Below are 23,170 nucleotides of genomic sequence, written 5' to 3'. Positions count from 1 at the left end.
CTCTTTCTCAGGGGCGCAGTACCAAGGTGGTGATGTCGGTGTGGTGCAGCAGGTGGGACGTCTGACTGCCCAGCAGCAAGCGCCGGGCGGCGGAATGGCGGTAGGCGCCCATCACCAGCAGGTCGGCCCGAGAGGCCTGGACCCGCTCGGGAATCACCTCGGCCGGATGCCCTGCCACGAGGTGGGTCGTCACCTCGCTGCCGCCGGTACGCAGGAGCTCCGCAGCGGCCTCCAGTTCGGCCACGCGCGCCGGCGTGGACTCACCGACCTGCAAGACCTCGCCCTGCAGCCCTGCCAGCAACCCGCTCCTGGCGACTTCCAGCAGTCCCTGATGGGTAGCCTCGCTACCGTCGTAGGCGAGCAGAAAGCGCTGGGGTTCGCGGAAGTCGGCGGCGCAGACCAGGATGGGCTTGTGCAGTGTTCGCACCACCGTTTCCAGCTGGCTACCGATACCGCGGCGACCGGCGTGCTCGCCGCGCTTGCCGATCACCAGCAGGCTCATGTCCGCCTCCAGTTCGCGTAGGGTATCCACCAGGTAGTCGTGCCGCTGGAGCGTGGCAGGTGCCTTGACCAGCCCGCTGTCCTGCAACCGTTCCACGGCCCCGGCCAACAGGGCCGCGCCATCGGCACGCGCCAGACGCGCGCGCTGCTCGTCCAGCCGCGCCAGTTCCTCGAGCAGGTGCTCGCGCGAACCGAGGCCTATGGTGCCGCTGGCATCGAGGGCTGTGGGATAGAGGCTGCGCTCCAGGACATGCAGCAGGGTGAGGGGCAGCTCCAGCCGTTGTGCCAGCCAGGCGCCATGGTCGCAGACGCTGGCTGTCAGCGGCGAACCGTCGAGGCAGGCGATGATGCCTTTCATGGGTCTGTTCTCCCTCTCAGTGGCCCAGCAGCTGGCTGTCGGCCCCGGGTTTGTCGTGGATGCCAAAGCGGTCGACCAGGGTCGCGCTGGCCTGATCGAGGTCGAGGACCTGCACGGTCACGCCTTCCCGGCGATACCTGAGCACGACCTTGTCCAGGGCGGCGACGGCGGTGATGTCCCAGAACTGGGCCGCCCTGAGATCGATGCGGACCTCGTCCAGCACCTCCTTGAAATCGAAGGCCTCGATGAAGGCCGCGGTGGACGAGAAGAACACCTGGCCACGCACCTCGTAGACGCGAATGCCGGGCGCTTCCAGACGAGACGTCAGTGTCAGTTGGTGCCCCACCTTGTTGGCGAAGAACAGCGAAGCCAGCAGCACCCCGACCAGCACGCCGAGCGCCAGGTTGTGGGTGGCGACCACGACCACCACGGTGGCCACCATCACCAGGTTGGTGGAGAGCGGATGCCGCCGCAGATTGCGGATCGAATCCCAGCTGAAGGTGCCGATGGACACCATGATCATCACCGCCACCAGCGCCGCCATGGGAATCCGGGCGAGCCAGTCACCGAGAAACACCACCATCAGCAGCAGGAAGACGCCGGCGCAAAGAGTGGACAGCCGGGTGCGCCCGCCGGATTTCATGTTGATCACCGACTGGCCGATCATGGCGCAGCCCGCCATGCCGCCCAGCAGGCCGGCGGCGATGTTGGCGATGCCCTGCCCTTTGCACTCGCGATTCTTGTCGCTGGGCGTATCGGTGATGTCGTCGACGATGGTGGCCGTCATCAGGGATTCCAGCAGTCCCACCACGGCCAGCGCCAGGGAATAGGGCAGGATGATCAGCAGGGTGTCGAGATTCAGCGGCACCTGGGGCCAGAGCAGCACCGGCAGGGTATCGGGCAGCTGTCCCATGTCACCCACCGTGCGGATATCCAGACCCAGGGCGAGGGAGACGGCCGTCAGCACTAGGATGCACACCAGCGGCGAAGGCAGCAGCCTGCCCACCACCGGTAGCAGCGGGAACAGATAGATGATGCCCAGCCCCGCGGCGGTCATGGCGTAGACCTCCCAGCCGACATGGGTCAGCTCGGGCAGCTGGGCCAGGAAGATCAGGATCGCCAGGGCATTGACGAACCCCGTGACCACGGATCGGGACACGAAGCGCATCAGCGCACCCAGGCGCAGATAGCCAGCAGCGATCTGCAGCACCCCGGTCAACAGGGTCGCGGCCAGCAGATATTGCAGGCCGTGCTCCTTGACCAGGGTCACCATCAGCAGCGCCATGGCGCCGGTAGCCGCCGAGATCATGCCGGGGCGACCGCCGACGAAAGCGATCACCACGGCGATGCAGAAGGAGGCGTAGAGCCCCACCTTGGGATCGAGTCCCGCGATGATGGAAAAGGCGATGGCTTCGGGGATCAGCGCCAGGGCGACGACCAATCCGGACAGCACATCGTTCTTCACATTGGAAAACCAATGTGTCTTGAGGGTATTCAACATAGACAACTCGCACCTGTGCCTGACCCGTCAAGCGAGTGGCAGACGCCGGATCAGGCGTGAATTCCAGGGTTGGCAGCCGTCACGCCGCGGGCGCGACAGGACGGCAGACGTCCTTGCATCAGCGATGCAAGAACGGGAGAGGTGCGAGCTATGGGGGACTGGGTTGCCAGTCGCGGGAGGGGAAATGCATACCCGGAAGGTATCACGAAAGAACGAGGGTTTGTAGACCGCACCTGCCGGTCTGGCCGGGCGTCAACCTGCCCTCACCTGCTTCCGCCGTCGCTGACGAAGTAGGTAGCCCGGTCGGTCCCACGCGGCAGCCGGTCCGGTGCCCGGGTGATCAAACCGATGTCCTTGGCGGCGTCGTAGCCCAGTCGTCGCCTGTTGCTTTCGGAGGACAGCAGGGTGGTGAGCTCTTCTGGCGCCAGCTTGAGGCAGCCCTTGTAGATCTCACGGAACTTGAGGTTCTCGCGCTCGACGTCCTCGAACGCCTGCTTGGCCTGATCCGGCTTCATGTAGCCGTTGACGGCGATGGCCGCCGCGGCCGGATGCAGGAGAAAGCTGGCGAGTGGCGCCGCGTAACGATCTTCGGCCGCGCAATAGATCATGGTGGCGGATGAATCCGTCGCGGCGGCGTCGATGGTATTGATGTGCAGCGGATAGTGGCGGATGAATTCGTAGGCGACATAGCCCGCCTCCATGCTGCCGCCCGGGCTGTTGAGATAGAGGTTGACGTTCTTGGTGGCGGGGTACTTGAGGGCGATGTCGCTCAGGGCGGCCAGCAGGGAGCTGACCGAGCGGTCGTTGATACCGCTGTTGAAGTACACCGACGCGGTGTCGGCGCTGGCAGCCGTGCCCTCGCCGCGGATGACGGCCATCTCGGCGGAGGCCTCCGGCAGACAGCCTGCGGCCAGCACGACCAAGGCCCCGGCGGCCAACCGTTTAGCAACGCTCGAACGTCTCATCCCCTCTCGCTCCCAGGTCGGCAATCAGCCAAAGACCTGAAACGCTAGAGGGCGAGACTTAAGATCGGCTTAAGGCAGGACGGACTGCCTGGATCGCCGTGCGCTCAGTCCTTTTTCAGCAGTCCCGCCAGCCCCGCGAAGGGGTTGTGGGTGGCCTGGGCCACCTTGGGCGTGCCCAGGGAGCTGTCGCTGAAGTACTGCTGATCGGTGTAGCGGCTGTGCTCGTTGTCGTGGCAGTACAGGCAGAGCAACTCCCAGTTGGAGCCATCCTGGGGATTGTTGTCGTGGTTGTGGTCGCGATGATGCACGGTCAGCTCGCTCAGGCGCTTGCCGGCGAATTCCCGCGCGCAGCGACCACAGACGTGGGGATACATCTTCAGCGCCTTGTCACGATAGCCGCGTTCGCGCTCGCGCTGGGTCTCGGCGAGGATTCGATCCAGCTTCGAGGTATCGGTAGCCATGCTGCACCCTTAGGGGTCTAGAAGAGACCGTCAGTATAGCCTGCGCCCGGTGTCCTGGTATCGCGCCGGGACACCGGGCGCGGGAGCCTCAGGCTTGCGCGAGTTAGGCGCGTTTCCTCTCCCGCGAGTTAAAACGCATGGTTGACGTTTATCGAGAAGGTCGTGGCGGCCGGGGTGTAATCCTCGCGCAGGACGGTCCGGGTGACCGCTGTGCTCACCGCCGTCGTGGAGGTGAAACTGTAGCTGCCACTGACGCCCAGGCGCAGCGTACGCTGGCGATTGTCCTGATCCTCGTCACTCACGCGGGTGGTTCCGCCATAGGCATAGAAGGTATCCAGCGACAGCCAGGCGCGCTTACCTGCGTCATGGCTCAAATGAGCCTCGATACCGTAGAGCGGTGCCTGCTCCAACCGCCCGTTGCGATTCTCGCTGTTGTCACTGAAGAACTGCACGTTGCCATTGATCGCCAACAGGCCGCCCTGGCCAAAGGGTGCCCCAAAGGACAGTTGCGGCTTCAAGGCCCAGCGGTGCTTGCCTACGTTGAGCAGAGCATCCTTGTCGTAGTCGCCGGTTGGCAGGGTCACCGCCATCGAAGCGGTCAGGAAAGGGCCCGCGGTCCACGTCTGAAACTGCTGCCGAGTCAGAGCCGGAGCGCCATAGAGGTTTGCCAGAAAGATGGCGGTAATGTCGCCGAGGCCCTCGGTGTCGGTACTCAATCGCGTCCCCTTGAGCCGCGCATCGACGAAGCCGTAGGGCACTATCAACTGAAAGCCCGCCACGCGATCGCCCAGCGCGAAGGTGCGGGCATACCTCACCAGGGGAACATGGGCATCGACCTCCACCCCCTTGATCGGCAAGGAGGGATCGACCGACGCCTCGCTGTTCGAATAGGTGTAATAGAGAAACAGGATGTTGGTGTCGACGGGCACGTTTTCCCAGTCCCGGGCGCCGTCGGCCGTAACGTCTGCGGACCGGAGGATCAGGATGAAGGCCAGCGGAGCAAGGGGTATCCGGATGCCCATGATGCATGGCCCTCAAGGCGTCACGATGTTGAAGACATTTTCGAAGTCGTCGAGGTTGGCCAGCAGTTGAGTGACCGCCTCGCGACGTCCTTCGATGACGATGGCCCCGTCCTCGATGGCCTTGTCGAAGGTCGTCTGGCCCAGGTTGATGGTGTCGAGCGTGCTTCGCGAGAGCCGGACGGTGGCGTCCGCCGTCGCCACCGCCTGCGCCTTGCGATGCGTCAGGACCCCCGAACGCAGGGTCAGCACCTGCGTCTCGCCCAGGTCGTCGAAGATCCAGTTCAAGACGCTGTCGCCGGATCTGGCTGCCTTGGGACCATTCAGGCGAATGCCCAGGTAATCGAAATACATATCCAGGGTCAGGGCCTTGAGCGTATCAGGCGAGGCGGTAGTGGACGATGCGGGAGGGACACCGTTGCGGAGCTCGCTGGCGCCCATCAGCATGGCGTTGCGCCAGGTGCCTGCCTCGCTTTGGTAGCCCATCTGTTCGAGCGCATTCGCCAGGAGCTCCCGGCCACGCCGCGAAGCGGGGTTGGCGAACACCACGTGCTTCATGAGCTCCGCCACCCAGCGATAGTCGCCCTGGTCATAGGACACCTGAGCCTTGCTGACGACCTGCTCCTCGCCCCCCATGACAGCGACGTAGCGCCGGGCGGCCTCGACGGGCGGCAAGGGGTTGAGATTCGCGGGGTTGCCGTCGTAGAACCCCAGATAGCGCTGGTAGACTGCGCGTACGTTATGACTGAGGGTCCCGTAGTAGCCGCGGTTGTACCACCGCCGCGCCAACGGCTCCGGTAGGCTTTCGAGCGTATCAGCGATCTCCATGGGCGTCAGGCCGAGATTTATCAGCCGCAGCGTCTGGTCATGGATGTACCGATACATGTCCCTTTGATCCGCCAGCAGCGTCTCGACCCTGTCCCGCCCCCAGGTCGGCCAATGGTGCTGGGCGAACAGCACCTCGCTCCTGTTGCCGTAGCGAGCCAGGGTCTGGTCGAGATACTCGGACCATTTCTTGGCATCCCGCACTTCCGCGCCACGGATCGTGAGAATGTTATGCAGGGTATGGGTGGCGTTCTCCGCTGCGCCCAGCGCCCGATAGGCCGGGAGGTACATGTTCATTTCGGCCGGAGCCTCGGTTCCGGGTGTCAGCTGAAACTCGACCTCCAGGCCGTCGATGGTCCTGGTCACCTCAGCCTCGCCGTCGGCCCCGAGGATGTCGGTGGGCGCGATGAGACTCACCGTGCCCCGCGAGGTGGTCTTGCCCAGCCCGGCGCCGACCTGACCCGTGGGGCTCTTCGGCAACAGCGCCCCGTACATGTACTGGGCCCGACGGCTCATCGCGGTCCCGGCATAGACGTTTTCGGAAACCGCGTGCTCGAGGAAACCGTTCGGGGCATAGACCCTGACCGCTCCGGAGCGAACCTGGTCTTCGCTGACCACGCCCTTCACGCCGCCGTAGTGATCCACATGGGAGTGCGAATAGATGACGGCCTTCACTGGGCGATTGCCGCGCTGCTGGCGATAGAGCGCCAGTGCAGCGGCGGCGGTCTCGGTGGAAATCAGCGGGTCGATGACGATGACGCCGGTCTTGCCCTCGATGAGGGTCATGTTGGACAAGTCCAGCCCCCGCACCTGGTAGATACCCTCGGTGACCTGGAAAAGACCCGCGATGTTGTTCAGGCGCTCCTGCCGCCACAGGCTGGGATTGACGGTATCCGGCGCCTGCGGCGCCTCCAGGAACCCATAGCCCGCCAGGTCCCAGACCACCTTGCCTTTTTCATCGCGGATCACACCCTCGGGAAACGTCGCGATCCGCCCACGCAAGGCGTCATCGAAGTCGGAGGTATCGGCGAAGTCCAGCACGCCAAGGAGCTGCCGATTGGCCGTGATGGTTGCCGGGCTGGCGCCTTGCGGCGCGGACGCCTGCTCTGCCGCACTCGCCAGGGAGCCGATGAGGGAAAGGGGGATCATCCAGCCTGACAGACGCATGGGCGCTTTCCTCGACAGTGGGTTGGCCAGTCGCAGCGTCCGGGCACTTGGCGTTCATCGCCAGCTCCGGGTGCCCCAGGCGACACGGGCAGGTAGCGTCGGTAACTCGGGTGTGCAACGGGCTCAGGGCTGCGCCGGGTGGTTGCCGTCCTCCCTTTCAAACTCGGCGAAATACTGCTCCGCCATGGCTCGCAGCGAGCGGCCGATGTTGGCGTACTCGTATTCGTTGAGGTTGGCGAGGGACACCCGGGCAGCCGGTTGCTGAGTGCCGAAGCCCTTGCCGGGCAGGAGCACGATGCCGGTCTCCCTGGCGATGCGGAACAGCAGGTCACCACTGCTGAACTTGGCCTTCACCCAGGTGGCGAAGGCGTCGCCATGGAGCTTGCGGGCCAGGTCTTCCAGATCCAGCAGGGTGTAATAGTCGACGGCGTTGGGATCGCTCTCCGGGGCGACGCCCAGTTCGCGATAGAGGGCAGCTTCGCGGCGCCGCACCAGCTTCTTCAGTTCGGTCTTGTAGCCGTCGCTTTCGTCCATCAGGGCGAACAGCGCGAACAGCACCATCTGCACCTGCTGCGGCGTGGAAAGTCCGGCCGTGTGGTTGAGCGCCACGGTGCGGCTGTCGGCGACGAGCCGATCGAGAAACTTGAGGCCGCGCACGTCCGGCAGCAAGCTGCCATAGCGGCGGTCCAGGGAAGCCTTGGTCGCCTCGGGCAGCTCGGCCAGGGCCTGGTCGAAGATGCTGTCCTTGTGCGCGCCTATCACCCCCAGGCGCCAGCCGGTGGCACCGAAGTACTTGGAGAAGGAATACACCAGCAGGGTGTTGCGCGGGCAGGTGGCGAACAGCGAACGGAAGTCGTCGGCAAAGGTGCCGTAGACATCGTCGGTGAGGATGAAGAGGTCCGGACGCGCCTCGGCGACGAGGCGGGCGACAGTGGCCAGGCTGCGGTCGTCCATCTTCACCGACGCCGGATTGCTGGGATTGATGCAGAAGAAGATCTTGATCGTCGGATCGCGCAGCTTGTCGAGTTCGCTGTCCGGATACTGCCAGTTCGCCTGGGGGTCGGCGTGGATGTGCACCTGCTCCAGACCGAATTCTTCCAGCTCCGGGATCTCGATGTAGGGAGTGAAGGCCGGCATGCCGATGGCCACCTTGTCACCCCGCTTGACCAGGCCGTTCTGTTGCAGCGAATGGAAGATGTAGGTCATGGCGGCCGTGCCGCCCTCCACGGCGAAGAGGTCGACCGAGCCGGCGGGCACGTAGCCGCCGATCATCTCCTTGACGATGTAATGGCTGACTACCTGCTCGGAGATCTTGAGCATGCGCGGCGGCACCGGGTAGTTAGCGCCGAGGATGCCTTCCACCATCTCGTGGAGGAAGGCCGAGGCCGAAAGTCCCAGCTGGTCGCGCACATAGCTCAGGCTCTTGGCCAGGAACAGCACGCCGGGCTGGTCGCGGTGCTCGGCGGTATAGCGCTCGAAGCGCGCCTCGATGCCATCGATCTGCGGCAGGCCGCCGACCCCGTGGGGCATGTAGGAATAGGACAGTTCCGCCTCGCTGGTGGCGAACAGGCCGAGGCGGAAGAAGGCCCGCCTCGGCAGGGTCGCCAGGAAGTTGGGATTGCCGCGACCGGCGTTGAGCATCAGGCGGTTCTCGCTGCCCGAGGCGAGCTTGATCAATTCGTCCTTGAGTTCGAACGGACTCAGTTTGGCGTACTGGGCGTAATCGTCTTGGACTTCGCTCATGACTTGCTTCCTTCGGTTAGGCGAAGGCCACGACCAGTGGCCCGAGCAGGGTGAGAAACACATTGGCCAGGGCGTAGGTGACCGCGAAGGGCACCGTGGGGATCGAGTTGCCGGCCTTGTCCAGCACCTCGCCGAAGGCGGGGTTGGCGCTGCGCGCACCGGCGACGGCCCCGGCGAACAGCGCCAGGTTGCGGTAGCGCAGTACATAGTGACCGACCAGGATGGTGATGACGATGGGCACCACGCAGACCACCACCCCGATGAGGAAGATGGAGAGGCCCTGGGTGGCGATGGTCTCCACCGCCTGGCGCCCGGACTGCAGTCCCACCACCGCCACGAATCCGGCCAGGCCGAGGTCGCGCAACAGCGTCGAGGCCGGCAACGGCAGGTTGCCGCGGGTCAGGTGGCGACTGCGATACCAGCCAAAGACCAGGCCGGCGATCAGCGCACCGCCCCCGCTGCCCAGGGTCAGGGGGATGGCTCCCAGGCGGATCACGACCAGGCCGATGAGCAGCCCGACCGCCAGACCGAAGCCATGGAAGACGAAGTCGGTCTTGTCGCTGGGGACGATGATGGAACCGACTTGCTGGGCGACCCGCTGGATGTCGTCCGGGGTGCCATAGAGGGTGACCAGATCGCCTGCCTCGATGACGGTATCGGGCTCCAGCGACAGGGGCCGCCCGGCGCGTTTCACGCCAACCACGTAGACGCCGTGGCGCAGGGCCTGGCTGGCGGCCTGGCGGATCTCGACCACGCGGCGACCGATGAAGGCCGGGTTGTCGAGGCTGACGTCACGCTGCACCACCACCACATCCATGTCGGGCGAGGACTGCAGCTCGGCGCCCAGGCGCGCGGCGATGGCCACCACCCCGGCGCGCCGTCCCACCACCAGCACCACGTCGTCGGCTTCCAGCACCGTCGTCGGGGTCACCCCGACCAGGGCGCCGCCGCGCTTGATGCGCTCTATAGTGAGGGCCGCCTGGGGATCGCCCTGGTCGCTGACTTCCAGCTGTGCCACGGTCTGGCCAGCCGCCTGGTCGATGCGATAGAGCCGTCCCACCAGCGGCGGGATGGCGGGCAACTCCCCCGGGCCATAGACCTTGGCCCCGGCCAGCAACTCCGCCTCGGCCTGGGTCGCATCGTCGCGGATGCTGCGCTGCATGAACCAGGGCAGCACATTGACGCAGAGGATGATGGCGCCGAAGGAGCCGAAGATGTAGGTCACCGCATAGCCCACGGCGACGTTGCCCTGCAGTGCCTGGATCTGCTCAAGCGGCAAGTCGAGCTTGGCGATGGCGGCGCTGGCGGTGCCGATGATGGCGGACTGGGTCATGGAGCCGGCGGCGATCCCCGCGGCGATGCCCTTGTCGAGGCCGAACAGCCGGGCGCAGACGATGATGGTCAGGAGACCGCTGAGTGCCATCACCGCCGCCAGGACGATCTCGCGCAGCGATTGCCGACCCAGGGAGCGAAAGAATTGCGGCCCGCTCTCGAAACCTACGGCATAGATGAACAGCGCGAAGAGCACCGACTTGATGCCGTTGTCGATGCTAATGCCGACTTGGCTGATGACCACCGCCACCAGTAGCGAGCCGGCCACCCCACCCAGCTGGAACTTGCCGAACTGGATGCTGCCGACCCAGTAACCGATGGCCAGGGACAGGAACAGGGCAAGTTCCGGCGCCTGATTCAAGATCTGCTGCAGGTATTCCATGAGGGCTGCCTTCGACCAGGGATCCGCGAGCGGAACGAGGTGAAGTGACATCCGGCCTGGCCGTCTAGCGGCCCGGAGAGCCACGGCTCCACCTGCTACGCCACCTTGCCCTGCAGGAAACTCCTGACAGCGAGGGCGCCCCGCCGACGTTAGTCTGGTCATATGAAGACTTACGTCGGCATGGCCCAAAGAACCTAAGCACAGCATTTTAGAGCTGTCAAAAGCGCAGCCACCGCGAATCGGCGCCACGAAAACAGACTTTGCGGGCTTGAAATCCGCTCCCCATGGCCAGGCACGGTAGGACACCGGCAGCCCGCCGTCACTGACCTGGCATGGAGGTCGAACGCTCCTGCACCTGGCTTTTTTCGGATGGAACTCACCTGGCACCTGTACCTGCCATTCATCGGGTATTTCGGCGCAGTCCGTCCGGGTCTCGGCTGATCCTTTCGCTCCCGGCCGCCGCCTTTGGCCGCGTCACCGGCTAGAGCTTCATTCCCACCGCCAGCCGATTGAAGGCGTTCATCAGTGCCACGACAAAGGTCAGGTCGGAGACCTCGGCGTCACTGAAGTGCATCTTGAGTGGTTCGTAAAGGGCATCGGGTGCGCCCTGCTGGCTGACGGCAGTCAGGGCTTCCGCCCATTCCAGGGCAGCGCGCTCGCGGGCGTCGAACCGCTCGCTGATGCGCCAGCCGGCCAGACGATCCAGCTTGGCCTGGCTGACGCCCTGCTCACGCAGGGTCTCGGCATGCTTGCCCAGGCAGAAGGCGCAGCCGTTGATCTGGGAGATGCGCAAGTAGACCAGCTCAACCAGTTCCAGGCCGAGCGAACTCTGCGCCAGGGCCTGGCCCGTGGCGATCAGGCCCTGGTAGGCGGCGGGCGAGAGGGTGGAAAACGGCAGGCGCAGTTGGCTCATGGCTTACTCCAGGTAGTGGTCACAAGGTGGGCGAGATGGCTTCACGGAAGTGTTGTTCACGGGCGGTCGCCAGGGTCTCAGCAATGTCGGACGGGCCCTCCAGGTAGCTGAGTGCCCAAAGCCCTGGCGAGCGTTTCCGGGAAAGCTGCGCTCACTCTAGGCAGCCGATGGCCTAGGCTATAGAGCCAAGAAAGATACAAACGACCAGGCCATGACCCTGAATGCCGCCCTCGACAGCCGCCTCGCCCTGCCTCTCTATCGGCAGCTCTATCAGCGCTTTCGTCAGGCACTGGACGATGGGCGTTTGCGTCCCGGTGATCGGGTACCCGCGGTGCGTGCCCTGGCGGCGGAGCTGAACGTGGCGCGGGGAACGGTGGAGATGGCCTACCAGCAGCTGATCGCCGAAGGCTTCCTGCTGCCACGCGGTCCGGCCGGAACCATCGTCTCGCCCCAATGGAGTCGCTCCGCTGTACCGCCACCGATGAACCCCGTCGCGCCTCGGATGCTGACGACCCATGCTGGCGGGCCACCCCTGTCCCTGCAGCTGGGCCTGCCCGCCCTGGATGCCTTTCCGCGCAAGGTATGGACACGCCTGGCCGCGCGGCAACTGCGCCACCAGGGGCTGGAAGGGCTGGTCTATCCCGATGCCCGGGGTCATGCCGGCCTACGCACGGCCATCGCCACCTACCTGGGGTTGTCCCGGGGCATCGCCTGTCATCCAGCACAGGTGTTCGTCTGCGCGGGCTATCGCGCCTGCCTGGACCTGGTCGTCCAGACGCTGCTAACGCCCGGCGATGCCTGCTGGTTCGAGGAACCAGGCTATTTCATCGCCCGGCGCGCCTTGCAGATCGCGGGTCTCGAGCTGATTCCGGTGCCGGTGGATGACGCAGGACTGGATGTGGCCGCCGGTTTAGCCCAGGCACCCACGGCGCGTTGCGCGCTGGTTACCCCCAGCCATCAGAGTCCGCTGGGCGTAGCCCTGTCGCTGCCCCGGCGGCTGGCGCTGCTGGACTGGGCACAGCGCCAGCAAGCCTGGATCATCGAAGACGACTACGACAGCGAGTACCGCTACCAGGGCAAGCCGCTGCCGGCGCTCAAGAGTCTGGATGACCAAGGGCGGGTACTCTATGCCGGCACCTTCAGCAAGGTGCTGTTTCCCGGTCTGCGCCTTGCCTACCTGGTCGTGCCGCCCGAGCAGATCGAGGCCTTCACCCTTAGCGCCGATCACCTGCACAACCACGCGCCCCAGTTGCTGCAGGCCACGGTGGCAAGCTTTCTCGAAGAAGGCCATTTCGCTCGTCATCTCAACCGCATGCGTACCCTCTACCGGCAGCGTCGCCAGTGGCTGGCCGAGGCGCTGCTGGCAACCAACACCCCGGGGGTCCAAGTCGAGCTCCAGGCGGGCGGCCTACACCTGCTGGCACGCCTGATGGAGGGAGATGACCGCCCCTGGGCAACTGCCGCCCAGGCTGAGGGGTTGGCGGTCCAGGCCCTGTCACGCTGGTACCTGGAAACGCCAGAGCGGCAGGGCCTGCTGCTGGGCTTCACCAACGTCGCCAGCCCTGCGGAAGCCACCGAACTGGCTCGGCGACTGGCTCGGCTGAGGAATGCCTAGGCAACGCAACCTTGCACCTCCGAACCGCTGCTCACGCAGGACGACCTCTCCTAGTAGGCAGAAGCCAGTTCCCGCTCGCCCCTGGCGCACCCTCTGCGCCACCTGACGCCAACCGCAAAAATGTTTACTGCGTCACATAAAACTTTTCCCTGCCTCTTCGCTCAAACACCCAGCTCGAAGGCTCTGGCCTGCACCTCTTCAGTCGAAACCGTACTGCTTTCGCTGTACTCCGAGAGCGCGCCGAGCGAGCCACACCTTTCAGCGGTACCTGCACTACCAGGAGCCACGCTTCCCCGCCGTCGGCGCAAGACACGGATCAGTCGCGTTCCCCTCCGCTAGCTCGCTGTACCCCCCAAACGTCTGCCCGATGGGCCTGAGTCGACTACCTAGCGCTTGAGGTTTTCCCATGCTGCAACAGCTGACCATCTCGAACAAACTCAAACTCGGCTTCGGCGCGATCCTGGTCATCATCCTGGCGCTGATCCTGGCGGCCAGCCAGGGCTTCAACCAGGTCAATTCGGCGGTCCAGCAGAACATCCATTCCTACCACGTACTGCAGGATTCCGACGCCGCGCTGTTGGCGCTGGTCAACATGGAAACCGGGATGCGCGGCTTCGCCCTGACCGGCAAGGACGAATTTCTCGATCCTCTCAACCAGGGGAAACGCCAATTCGCCGAGCAGTTGCAGGAGCTGACCCAGCTCACCCGTGACAATCCCGAGCAGCAGGCCAGCCTGGTACAACTGGGTCAGGCCGAGGCGCAGTGGCACCAGGAGTCGGTGCAGCAGATCCTGGCGCTGCGGCGGCAGGTCAATGCTGGCAGCCAGCCGCTGGACGTCCTCACCAGCCGCATCGCCACCGCCCAGGACAAGGGCAAGATGGACGACATGCGTGACGTGCTGGGCCAGATCAAGACCCGTGAGACCCGCCTGCTGGACAGCCGTACCGAGTCGATGCAGGACGCCAAGCAGCACGCCATGTTGATCCTGATCAGCGGGGGCATTCTCGCCACCCTGCTGGCCCTGGTTATCGCCTGGTCGCTGTCGCGGACGGTGGTCGGCCGCCTGGCCCAGGCCGTCACCGTCGCTCGCGACATCGCCGCGGGCCAGCTGGATTCGCCGATCCCAGCCGCGGGTCGCGACGAAGTGGGTCAGCTGCTCGGCGCCTTTGGCCAGATGCAGGAAAAGCTGCGCGCCATGATCCAGGGCATCAAGCAGGGGACCGACCAGCTGGTCGCCGCCGCCCACACCATCTCCGCCAATTCCCAGCAGCTGTCGGCCGCCGCCCAGGAGCAGTCCAGTGCCGCCTCCAGCATGGCCGCTACCGTGGAGGAACTGACCGTGAGCATCAATCACGTGGCGGACAACGCCGGGGAAGCCCACGACCTCTCCAGCCAGTCGGGCCGCCTGGCCCAGGACGGCGGCCAGACCATCCAGGCCTCGGTGGACAGCATGAGATCCATTGCCGGCACAGTGCAGTCCTCGGCCACGCGCATCGGCGAGCTGGGCGAGCACTCCGAGCGGGTGTCCTCCATCGTCAGCGTGATCAAGGGCATCGCCGACCAGACCAACCTGCTGGCGCTCAACGCGGCCATCGAAGCGGCGCGGGCCGGCGAACAGGGCCGCGGCTTCGCCGTGGTGGCCGATGAGGTTCGCCAGCTGGCGCAACGCACCACCAACTCCACCCAGGAGATCGCCGCCATGATCGAGAAGATCCATGCCGCGACCCAGGCCGCCATGAGCGACATGGAAGTGGGCGTACGCCAGGTCAACGGCGGCGTCGACCTGGCCAACCAGGCCGGCGAGGCGGTGGTCAGCATCAATGCGTCCTCGGACAATGTGGTGCGGGTGGTCAACCAAATCTCCCTGGCGCTGCGCGAGCAGACTGCTGCCAGTCACGACGTCGCCCGCACCGTGGAGCGCCTGGCGCAGATGGCCCAACAGAACAGCGAAGCCATCGACGAGACGGTGCAGACCGCCGTCTCCCTCGATGCCCTGGCCAACGACCTGAATCGCCAGATCGGCCAGTTCCGCTGCTAGCCCTTCACCCGGCGGATCACGACCCCGGCCAGCTGCCGGGGTCAGGCCATGAAATACCCCGCAACATTCACTGAGCGAAGCGGTCACACAGGCGTATCCCTCGAGGCCTGCGCCCTGCATGAAAACCCCGCGTCCCGCTGATCGTATTCCCCGCCTCAACCAGCTGCGTAACCTGAAGATGGCCCGCTCCGCCCACGCCTATGTCCGCGGCAGCACGGTCCAGTTCTACGAGTGGCTGCACAGCCAACCTGGCCGCAGCCTGCCCAACGGGCCGGCGGTATGGATCTGTGGCGACTGCCACGCCGGCAATCTTGGCCCTACCGGCGACCTGCACGGCGCCACCGACGTCAACATCCGCGACCTGGACCAGACCGTGGTCGGCAATCCGGCCCATGACCTGGTGCGCCTGGCGCTGTCGCTGGCCACGGCGGCACGCGGCTCCGACCTGCCGGGTGTGACCACGGCGCGGATGCTCGAAGAAATGATGCGCGGCTACGAGATCGCCTTCGAAGACGACCTCGAGCGCGAGGTGCCGCGACCGGCCCAGGTCAAGGCCGGGATGCGCAGCGCGGTGCAACGCACCTGGAAACACCTGGCCCGCGAGCGTATGGAAAACACCCGCCCCAAGCTGCCGCTGGGCAAGCACTTCTGGCAGCTGAGCAAGGCCGAGCGCCAGGCCATCGCCGAGCTGTGCGAGACCCCGGGTATCCATGCCCTGGTGACCTCGCTCAAGGGCCGCAGCCACGACAGCCGCGTCGAGCTGCTCGACAGTGCCTACTGGGTCAAGGGCTGCAGCTCCCTGGGCTTGCGCCGTTACGCCGTGCTGCTGGGCGTGGACGATGGCGACGATCAGGACTACTGCCTGATCGACGTCAAGCAGGCGGTGGCCGCCGCCGCTCCGCGCGTGGCTCACGCGACCATGCCACGCGATAACGGCAAACGCGTAGTGGAAGGGGCACGCCAGCTCTCCCCCGCGCTGGGCAATCGCATGCTGGCGGTGCGCATGCTCGATCACTCCTTCTTCATCCGTGAACTGCTGCCCCAGGACCTCAAGCTGGAGCTGGACGAACTCAGCGCCCGCGAAGCCATGAGCGCCGCGGCCTACCTGGCGCGCGTGGTCGGTCGCGCCCACGCCCGACAGATGGACCTGGCCACCCGCGTGGAGTGGATGAGCGATCTGCAACGCAATCGCACCCGCACCCTGGATGCCCCCTCCTGGCTATGGAGCAGCGTGGTGCAGCTGGTGGGCGCCCACGAAATGGGCTACCTCGCCCATTGCCGCGCCTATGCGCTGGAGCATGCGCAGGACTGAGCTCGTCGTGAAGCCGGCTTGAGGCTGTCCGCCTCAGGCCGCGCTCTTGGCATGGCCTCCCCTGGGACCTGCCCGCCAGGCTCCGTCGGCCAGGGCTGCGCTCACCCCCGCTTTCGCTTGCCCCTTACCCGCTTCGTCGATCCACGCAATCGCGCATTGTGCGATGTCTGTCCTTTAAATAAAATGAGACGCTTTATCATTTAGAGGCTGGCGCTCGCGCCAAGGATCTTCCATGCACCCTGCCCTGCCTGCCGGCTCGCCGACCGTCGTGCTGGACCAACTCTATCGCGACCATCATGGCTGGCTCAGTGGCTGGCTGCGCGGGCGGCTGGGCAATGCGCCGGATGCGGCGGATATCGCCCAGGACACCTACCTGCGCATCCTGACCTCCGGGCGCCTCCCAGGTCGCGAGGACTCGCGGCGTTATCTGGCGCAGGTGGCCAAGGGACTGGTGATCGACCTCTGGCGGCGGCAAGAGGTGGAGCGTGCCTACCGTGAAGCCATCGCCCACCTGCCCGAAGCCCGGGTGCCCTCGCCGGAGACGCACTGGCTGATCGTCGAGGCCCTGCTGCGCATCGATGCCATGCTCGACGGCCTGCCCGCGCCGGTACGGGAGGCCTTTCTGCTGGCGCAATTCCAGCGGCTGACCCTGGCCGAGATCGCGGTGCGGCTGGACCTGGCGGTGATCACGGTGCGCCGCCACATCCAGCGCGCCCTGGTCGCCTGCCTGGTGGCCAGCGAGGCATGACCCGTCCCGCGCCACGCCTGCTCGAAGAGGCGGCCGAGTGGCTGCTCACCCTCAATTTCGATGAAGCCGACGAGGCACAGCGCCAGGCCTTCGAGCGTTGGCGTGGGCAAAGCGAGGCCCATCGCGCCGCCTGGGCGCGGGCCGAACGGGTCATGGGCACCTTCGCCAGCGTTCCCACCGACATCGGTCAGCAGGTGGTGCGGCGTGCGGGTGACCGGACGCTCAGCCGGCGACGCACCCTGCGCCTGCTCACGGCCCTGCTGGTGGGGGTTCCTGGCGGCTGGCTGGCCCTGCATAGCCTGCCGCTGGGCGAACCGGAGGCCGACCTGGCCACCGCCACGGGCGAGCGCCGGAGCCTGGTGCTCGCCGATGGCAGTCAGCTGGTCCTGAACACCGCCTCCGCCCTGGACGTGCGCTTCGACGCGCAGGTGCGGCGCCTGCGACTGCGGCGCGGCGAGGTGCTGGTGACCACCCATACCGATCCCCTGGTGCCACGGCGACCGTTCGTGGTCAGCCTGGCGCAAGGCGAGGTCGAAGCCCTGGGTACCCGTTTCAGCATGCGCCTGGAGGAGGACCTCTGCCGAGTGGCGGTCTTTGCCCATGGCGTGGAAGTGCGGCCGCAGCAGGGCGCGGCCATACGCCTGGCCGCGGGGCAGCAGGCCTGGTTCGACGCCCGCGGCGTACAGCGCCTCGCCCCGGTGGACGAGGACGCCAGCCTCTGGACGCGTGGCATGCTGCTGGCCCACGACCGCCCCCTGGCCGAGGTGCTGGCGGAACTGGGTCGCTATCGCCCTGGGCTGCTGCGCTGCGACCCGGCGGTGGCCGAGTTGCGGGTATCCGGCGCCCTGTCGCTGGATGACACGGACCAGGCCTTGCTGGCGCTGGAACGCACCCTGCCGATCCGCGTCACGCGCCGCACCCGCTACTGGGTCGCGGTGGGTGCGCCCTGAACGGCAGCGGCGGATGCGAAAAAATAAAGTGCGCCGCCCCTGAGCACTTTCCCGCGCTCGTCCGGGATAGCTGCAGACACCCTCATGGAGAGCGGTGGCAGCCCGCGCCTGGCGCGCTCTAGAGGACGGCAACACGACATGGCAAAGATCCACCGGCAGCAACCCGGCACCCGAGCCTTCACCCCACTGATCCTGGCCGTCGCCCTGCAGGGCGTGCCCCTGGCCGCTACTGGACTGGCCCTGCTGCCGCTGCCGGCCCTGGCCGCCGCGGAGGTGCGTGACTACCGGGTTCCCGCCGGTCCGCTGACTGCGGTGCTGGCCCGTTTCGCCGCCACCGCCGGGGTCCAGCTGGTATTCGATCCGGCGCCGCTGGCCGGGCGCAGCAGTCCGGGACTGCAGGGCCGCTATACCCTCGACCAAGGCTTCGAGCGCCTGCTGCGTGGCAGCGGCTATCGCTGGAGCGAACGTGGCGCCGGCATCTATGCCTTGGAAGCCGGCAGCGCCGAGGCCGCCCTGGCCATGCCTGAAACCACCATCCAGGCCAGCGCCACGGGCGGTGGCGCGGATGTCGGCTACCAGCGCCCGGTCAGCTCCAGCACCACGCGCCTGGGCCTGACCGAGCGGCAGACACCCCAGGCGATCACCACCCTGACCCGCGACCAGGTCGAGGATTTTCGCCTGCAGAGCATCAAGGAAGCCTTGCGTGCCGCCCCGTCGGTGACCGTCGAGCAAACCGAGACCGACCGCACCCAGTTCACCTCGCGCGGCTTCGACATCAACAGCTTCCAGTACGACGGCATGGGCATGCCCTTCGTCAGCACCACCCTGGTGGGCGACCAGGACCTGGCCGAATACGAGCAGGTGGACGTCCTGCACGGGGCCAATGGCCTGATGAGTGGCACCGGCAATCCCTCCGCGGCGGTCAACTTCGTGCGCAAGCGGCCCACCGCCGAGTTCCAGGCCAGGCTCGGCGCCAGCGTCGGTTCCTGGGACAGCCGCCGGGTGGATGCCGATGTCTCCGGGCCCTTGACCGAGACCGGCAACGTGCGCGGGCGCTTCATCTACGCCCACGACAAGGGCAATTCCTGGCTGGATCGCTATGGTCATGAAAAGAACGTTGCCGCCGGCCTGGTAGCCTTCGACCTCAGCGACGCCGATACCCTGACCCTCGGCTTCTCCCAGCACAACAGCGACGCCAACGGCAGCTCCTGGGGCAACCTGCCGCTGGCCGATGTGGACGGCAATCCCCTCCACTACGGCAGTCGCAGCGCCAGTGTCGGCCAGGACTGGACCTACTGGAATCTGGACACCCAGCGCGTCTTCGGCGAATTCACCCACGACTTCGGCAACGGCTGGCAGGGTACCCTCACGGCGACCGGCGTCACCGAGCGGCAGAACGCCGACATGTACTACCTCTTCGGAGTCAGTGGCGATGACGCCACCGCCTTCGGCGACCACTCCGCCAGCAAGGCGCACCAGCTGATCGGCGAGGCCAGGCTGTCCGGCCCCTTCCAGCTGTTTGGCCGTGACCACGAACTCACCCTGGGCGCCAGCTACGGCCGGACCCACCAGAAGCTACGCGAAAAGATCCTCGCCGAGGACGGCTACTACCCCACCACCCTCTCCGGCTCCCTGGCCGGCGTCCCCGAGCCGTCGCTGCAATACACCGACGATATCGGCCATACCCAGGACTTCACCGATCGCCAGAAGAGCCTGTTCGCCGGTGCCCGCTTCAACCTGATCGACGACCTGCACTGGATCGTGGGCGCGCGGATGCTCAGCGCCGATGCCAGCGGTCTGAGCTATGGCGACGATTACTACACCCGCGTCCATGGCGAAGTCACCCCCTACACCGGTCTGGTCTACGACCTGAGTCCGCAGTGGAGTCTCTATGCCAGCTGGACCAAGATCTTCAGCCCGCAATACAGCTTTGGCCTGGATGGTCGGCTGCTCGACCCGCTGGAGGGCAAGAGCCTGGAAGCCGGCATCAAGGGCGGCCTGTTCGACGATCGCCTGAGCCTCACCGCCGCGGTGTTCAAGACCGAGCAGCGCAACGTCGCCTCGACCTCGGTGCTCACGGGTTCGCGTACCCTCTACGACACCACCGACTACCGGAGCCATGGCCTGGAGCTGCAGGTCTCCGGCGAGGCGCTGCCCGGCCTGGACCTGCTGGCCGGCTACACCTATGTGCGCATCGACGACGCGGACGGCGAGCGGGCGCGCAAATTCGTGCCCAGCCACAGCCTGCGCGGCCTGGCGACCTATCGCCTGCCGGGCCTGCCCCAGGCCAAGGTCGGCGCGCGGCTGAGATGGCAGAGCGGTATCGAGAACGACAACAACAGCCGCATCCACCAGAACGCCTATGCGCTGGTGGATCTACTGGGCAGCTACGACTTCGACGAGCACTGGAGCACCCAGCTCAATCTCAACAACCTCACCGACCGCAAATACCTGCTGTCGCTGTACAACAACGCCACCAGCGGCAACTACGGTGCGCCGCGCAACGCGACGCTGTCGGTCAGCTACACCTTCTGAGCCCGCTGCAACCTTGAGCCTGGGCAACCGGACGATGAGACCTCTGTCCCGTCGTCCGGTATCGCCCGGCGATCCTTTGCGCCGTGCCGCGGTCCGAATCTGCACGCTCTCAGACAAGGTTTCCGCCCGTCATGCCCTCCTCCCCCCGTCCCGGTTTCGTCTCCGTCCGCGGTGCCCGCGAGCACAATCTGAAGAACGTCGACGTGGATATCCCCCGCGATGCCCTGGTGGTCTTTACCGGGGTGTCGGGCTCGGGCAAGTCGTCGCTGGCCTTCGGCACCCTCTATGCCGAGGCCCAGCGGCGCTATTTCGAATCCGTGGCGCCCTATGCGCGGCGGCTGATCGACCAGGTGGGGGTGCCCCAGGTGGAGGCCATCGAAGGCCTGCCACCGGCGGTGGCCCTGCAACAGCAGCGCGGCCAGCCCAACAGTCGTTCGTCCATGGGCAGCGTGACCGGGCTTTCCAGCCTGGTGCGGATGCTCTATTCCCGCGCCGGTCGCTACCCCGCCGACCAGCCAATGCTCTATGCCGAGGATTTCTCGCCCAACACGCCCCAGGGCGCCTGCCCCGAGTGCCACGGCCTGGGCCGGGTCTACGAGGTGACGGAAGCCTCCATGGTGCCGGACCCCTCGCTGACCATCCGCCAGCGCGCCATCGCCGCCTGGCCCACCGCCTGGGGCGGGCAGAATCTGCGCGATATCCTGGTCACCCTGGGCTATGACGTCGACATTCCCTGGCGCGACCTGCCGCAGAAGCAGCGCGACTGGATCCTTTTCACCGAGGAGCAGCCCACCGTCCCGGTCTATGCCGGCCTCACCCCCGAGCAGGCCCGCGCCGCGCTCAAGCGCAAGGCCGAGCCCAGCTACCAGGGCACCTACACCGGCGCGCGGCGCCATGTGCTGCACACCTTCGCCAACTCCCAGAGCGCCAAGATGAAGCAGCGCGCGGCGCGCTTCATGATTGGCCAGACCTGCCCGCTGTGCCAAGGCAAGCGGCTGACCCGGGCGGCGCTCTCGGTGACCTTCGCCGGCCTGGACATCGGCGAGCTGTCACGCCTGCCGCTGGATGACCTGAGCGTGCTGCTGCGCCGGGTGGCCGCGGGAGATTTCGACGACACCCAGGACAGGGGCGTCCTGGACGCCAAGGCCGGTAAGCAGGATCGCGCCCGGCGCAAGGCCGCTGGCGGCAGCGATCATGCCAGTGCCCCGGACGTGCGCCGTACCCCCGATCTCTCGCCGGAGAAACGCCTGGCCGCCCAGCGCATGGCCACCGAATTGCTGGAACGGCTGCAGACCCTTACCCGCCTGGGCCTTGGTTATCTAGCCTTGGAGCGCAGCACCACTACTCTTTCCTCCGGTGAATTGCAGCGCCTGCGGCTGGCCACACAGCTGGTGTCCCAGCTGTTCGGCGTGGTCTATGTGCTGGACGAGCCTTCCGCTGGCCTGCATCCGGCCGATGGCGAGTCCCTGCTGGAAGCCCTCGACGGCCTCAAGGCCCAGGGCAATTCGCTGTTCGTGGTGGAGCACGACCTGGCCACCATGAAGCGTGCCGACTGGCTGGTGGATGTCGGCCCCGCGGCCGGCGAAGGCGGTGGCCGGGTGCTCTACAGCGGTCCCCCCGCGGGTCTGGCCGAGGTCGCGGAGTCGGTGACGGCACGCTACCTGTTCGCCGCGCCGCAACGCGAGACCCGACCACCCCGCAAGCCCCAGGGCTGGCTGCGCCTGGCCGGGGTCACCCGCAACAATCTGCAGGGGCTGGACGCCGCCTTTCCCCTGGGCTGCCTGACCGCGGTGACCGGCGTCTCCGGTTCCGGCAAGTCCAGCCTGGTCAGCCAGGCGCTGCTGGAGCTGGTAGGCGCCGAACTAGGCCAGCGCGCCGCCGAGGACGGGGACGAAACGCCGGAACTGGACGGCGACGCCCTGCCCGCCACCACCGGCCAGGTGGTCGGCGGCCTCGGTGGCATCCGTCGCCTCGTGCCGGTGGACCAGAAACCCATCGGCCGCACGCCACGCTCCAACCTCGCGACCTACACCGGCCTGTTCGACGGGGTGCGCAAGCTGTTCGCCGCCACCCCCGAGGCCCAGGAACGCGGCTTCGATGCCGGGCGCTTCTCCTTCAACGTCGCCAAGGGCCGCTGCCCGACCTGCGAAGGCGAGGGCTTCGTCAGCGTCGAGCTCCTGTTCATGCCCAGCGTCTACGCCGCCTGCCCCACCTGCCAGGGCGCGCGCTACAACCCCGAGACCCTGGAGGTGCGCTGGCAAGGCAAGACCATCGCCGAGGTCCTGGGCCTGACGGTGGACGAGGCCCTGGCCTTTTTCGCCGAGGAAGCCCCGGTGGCGCGGGCGCTGCGGGTGCTGGTCGACATCGGCCTGGGCTACCTGCGCCTGGGTCAACCGGCCACCGAACTCTCCGGTGGCGAGGCCCAGCGCATCAAGCTGGCCACCGAGCTGCAGCGCACCAGCCGTGGCACCACCCTCTATGTGCTGGACGAACCCACCACCGGCCTGCACCCGGCCGACGTGGAGCGGCTGATGCGCCAACTGCACGGCCTGGTCGACGAAGGCAATACCGTGGTGCTGGTGGAGCACAACCTGCAGGTGGTGGCCGGCAGCGACTGGCTGATCGACATCGGCCCCGGCGCCGGCACGGCGGGCGGCCGCATCGTCGCCTACGGCACGCCGCGCGCAGTGGCGGAGGATCCCGCCAGCCCCACGGCGCCCTATTTGCGGCCCTCGTTCGACGCCTGAACCGAGCGGCGCTGACGGATACCCAACAGGCGTTGGAACGGCGGGCACTCCAGGTAGC

At 66.6% G+C, this 23,170-nt stretch carries 16 protein-coding genes and 1 pseudogene; 8 read left to right on the top strand and 9 right to left on the bottom strand.

Annotated elements, in window-relative coordinates; genetic code table 11:
- Positions 1-7: 7 nt before the first annotated feature.
- From ACUCV0_RS01705 to ACUCV0_RS01665, 9 genes are all read right to left on the bottom strand, one after another.
- Positions 8-859 (bottom strand): universal stress protein, encoded by an 852-nt coding sequence (locus ACUCV0_RS01705; protein ID WP_482211851.1) that lies wholly within the window; start codon positions 857-859, stop codon positions 8-10.
- 16 nt (positions 860-875) lie between these two features.
- Positions 876-2,360 (bottom strand): SulP family inorganic anion transporter, encoded by a 1,485-nt coding sequence (locus ACUCV0_RS01700; RefSeq protein WP_313649299.1) that lies wholly within the window; start codon positions 2,358-2,360, stop codon positions 876-878.
- A gap of 263 nt (positions 2,361-2,623) precedes the next feature.
- Positions 2,624-3,325: an ATP-dependent Clp protease proteolytic subunit gene (locus ACUCV0_RS01695; protein ID WP_454252654.1), complete on the bottom strand. Its 702-nt coding sequence runs from the start codon at positions 3,323-3,325 to the stop codon at positions 2,624-2,626.
- 104 nt (positions 3,326-3,429) lie between these two features.
- Positions 3,430-3,786: a YajD family HNH nuclease gene (locus tag ACUCV0_RS01690; protein ID WP_059314111.1), complete on the bottom strand. Its 357-nt coding sequence runs from the start codon at positions 3,784-3,786 to the stop codon at positions 3,430-3,432.
- 128 nt (positions 3,787-3,914) lie between these two features.
- A complete protein-coding gene (locus tag ACUCV0_RS01685) occupies positions 3,915-4,808 on the bottom strand; it encodes a transporter (RefSeq protein WP_082696296.1) in 894 nt (297 codons plus the stop codon).
- Positions 4,809-4,820: 12 nt separating this feature from the next.
- On the bottom strand, positions 4,821-6,797 hold the full coding sequence (locus ACUCV0_RS01680; RefSeq protein ID WP_059314110.1) for an alkyl/aryl-sulfatase: 1,977 nt from the start codon (positions 6,795-6,797) through the stop codon (positions 4,821-4,823).
- A gap of 123 nt (positions 6,798-6,920) precedes the next feature.
- Complete coding sequence (locus ACUCV0_RS01675; RefSeq protein WP_454252652.1) at positions 6,921-8,540, bottom strand: bifunctional aspartate transaminase/aspartate 4-decarboxylase; 1,620 nt, start codon at positions 8,538-8,540, stop codon at positions 6,921-6,923.
- Positions 8,541-8,556: 16 nt separating this feature from the next.
- A complete protein-coding gene (gene aspT, locus ACUCV0_RS01670; protein ID WP_313649304.1) occupies positions 8,557-10,254 on the bottom strand; it encodes an aspartate-alanine antiporter in 1,698 nt (565 codons plus the stop codon).
- Positions 10,255-10,735: 481 nt separating this feature from the next.
- Positions 10,736-11,167, bottom strand: coding sequence for a carboxymuconolactone decarboxylase family protein (locus tag ACUCV0_RS01665; protein WP_454252651.1), 432 nt, complete (start codon positions 11,165-11,167; stop codon positions 10,736-10,738).
- A 211-nt stretch (positions 11,168-11,378) separates the two neighbouring features.
- Here ACUCV0_RS01665 and pdxR point away from each other — a divergent pair, with 211 nt between their 5' ends.
- The 8 genes and pseudogenes from pdxR (at position 11,379) to ACUCV0_RS01625 (ending at position 23,112) form a co-directional block, all read left to right on the top strand.
- Positions 11,379-12,782 (top strand): MocR-like pyridoxine biosynthesis transcription factor PdxR, encoded by a 1,404-nt coding sequence (pdxR, locus tag ACUCV0_RS01660; protein WP_482211850.1) that lies wholly within the window; start codon positions 11,379-11,381, stop codon positions 12,780-12,782.
- A 406-nt stretch (positions 12,783-13,188) separates the two neighbouring features.
- Positions 13,189-13,965, top strand: a pseudogene (locus tag ACUCV0_RS01655) (CHASE3 domain-containing protein); the annotation flags it as partial.
- Complete coding sequence (locus tag ACUCV0_RS01650) at positions 13,957-14,820, top strand: methyl-accepting chemotaxis protein (protein ID WP_482212246.1); 864 nt, start codon at positions 13,957-13,959, stop codon at positions 14,818-14,820. The pseudogene ACUCV0_RS01655 and the gene ACUCV0_RS01650, both read left to right, overlap by 9 nt.
- Positions 14,821-14,938: 118 nt before the next feature.
- A complete protein-coding gene (locus tag ACUCV0_RS01645; RefSeq protein ID WP_059314104.1) occupies positions 14,939-16,132 on the top strand; it encodes a DUF2252 domain-containing protein in 1,194 nt (397 codons plus the stop codon).
- Between the two features lie 232 nt (positions 16,133-16,364).
- On the top strand, positions 16,365-16,880 hold the full coding sequence (locus tag ACUCV0_RS01640) for a sigma-70 family RNA polymerase sigma factor (RefSeq protein ID WP_482211849.1): 516 nt from the start codon (positions 16,365-16,367) through the stop codon (positions 16,878-16,880).
- Positions 16,877-17,830, top strand: coding sequence for a FecR domain-containing protein (locus tag ACUCV0_RS01635; RefSeq protein ID WP_454252648.1), 954 nt, complete (start codon positions 16,877-16,879; stop codon positions 17,828-17,830). The genes ACUCV0_RS01640 and ACUCV0_RS01635 overlap by 4 nt, the downstream gene beginning before the upstream one ends.
- Positions 17,831-17,968: 138 nt before the next feature.
- Positions 17,969-20,365 (top strand): TonB-dependent siderophore receptor, encoded by a 2,397-nt coding sequence (locus ACUCV0_RS01630; protein WP_454252647.1) that lies wholly within the window; start codon positions 17,969-17,971, stop codon positions 20,363-20,365.
- Positions 20,366-20,496: 131 nt separating this feature from the next.
- On the top strand, positions 20,497-23,112 hold the full coding sequence (locus ACUCV0_RS01625; protein WP_482211848.1) for an excinuclease ABC subunit UvrA: 2,616 nt from the start codon (positions 20,497-20,499) through the stop codon (positions 23,110-23,112).
- Positions 23,113-23,170: the final 58 nt, after the last annotated feature.

It is taken from the genome of Pseudomonas sp. VMV1, from assembly GCF_056790235.1.
The sequence above is the reverse complement of the archived record's forward strand: the minus strand, read 5'-3'. Positions and strand labels throughout refer to the sequence as shown.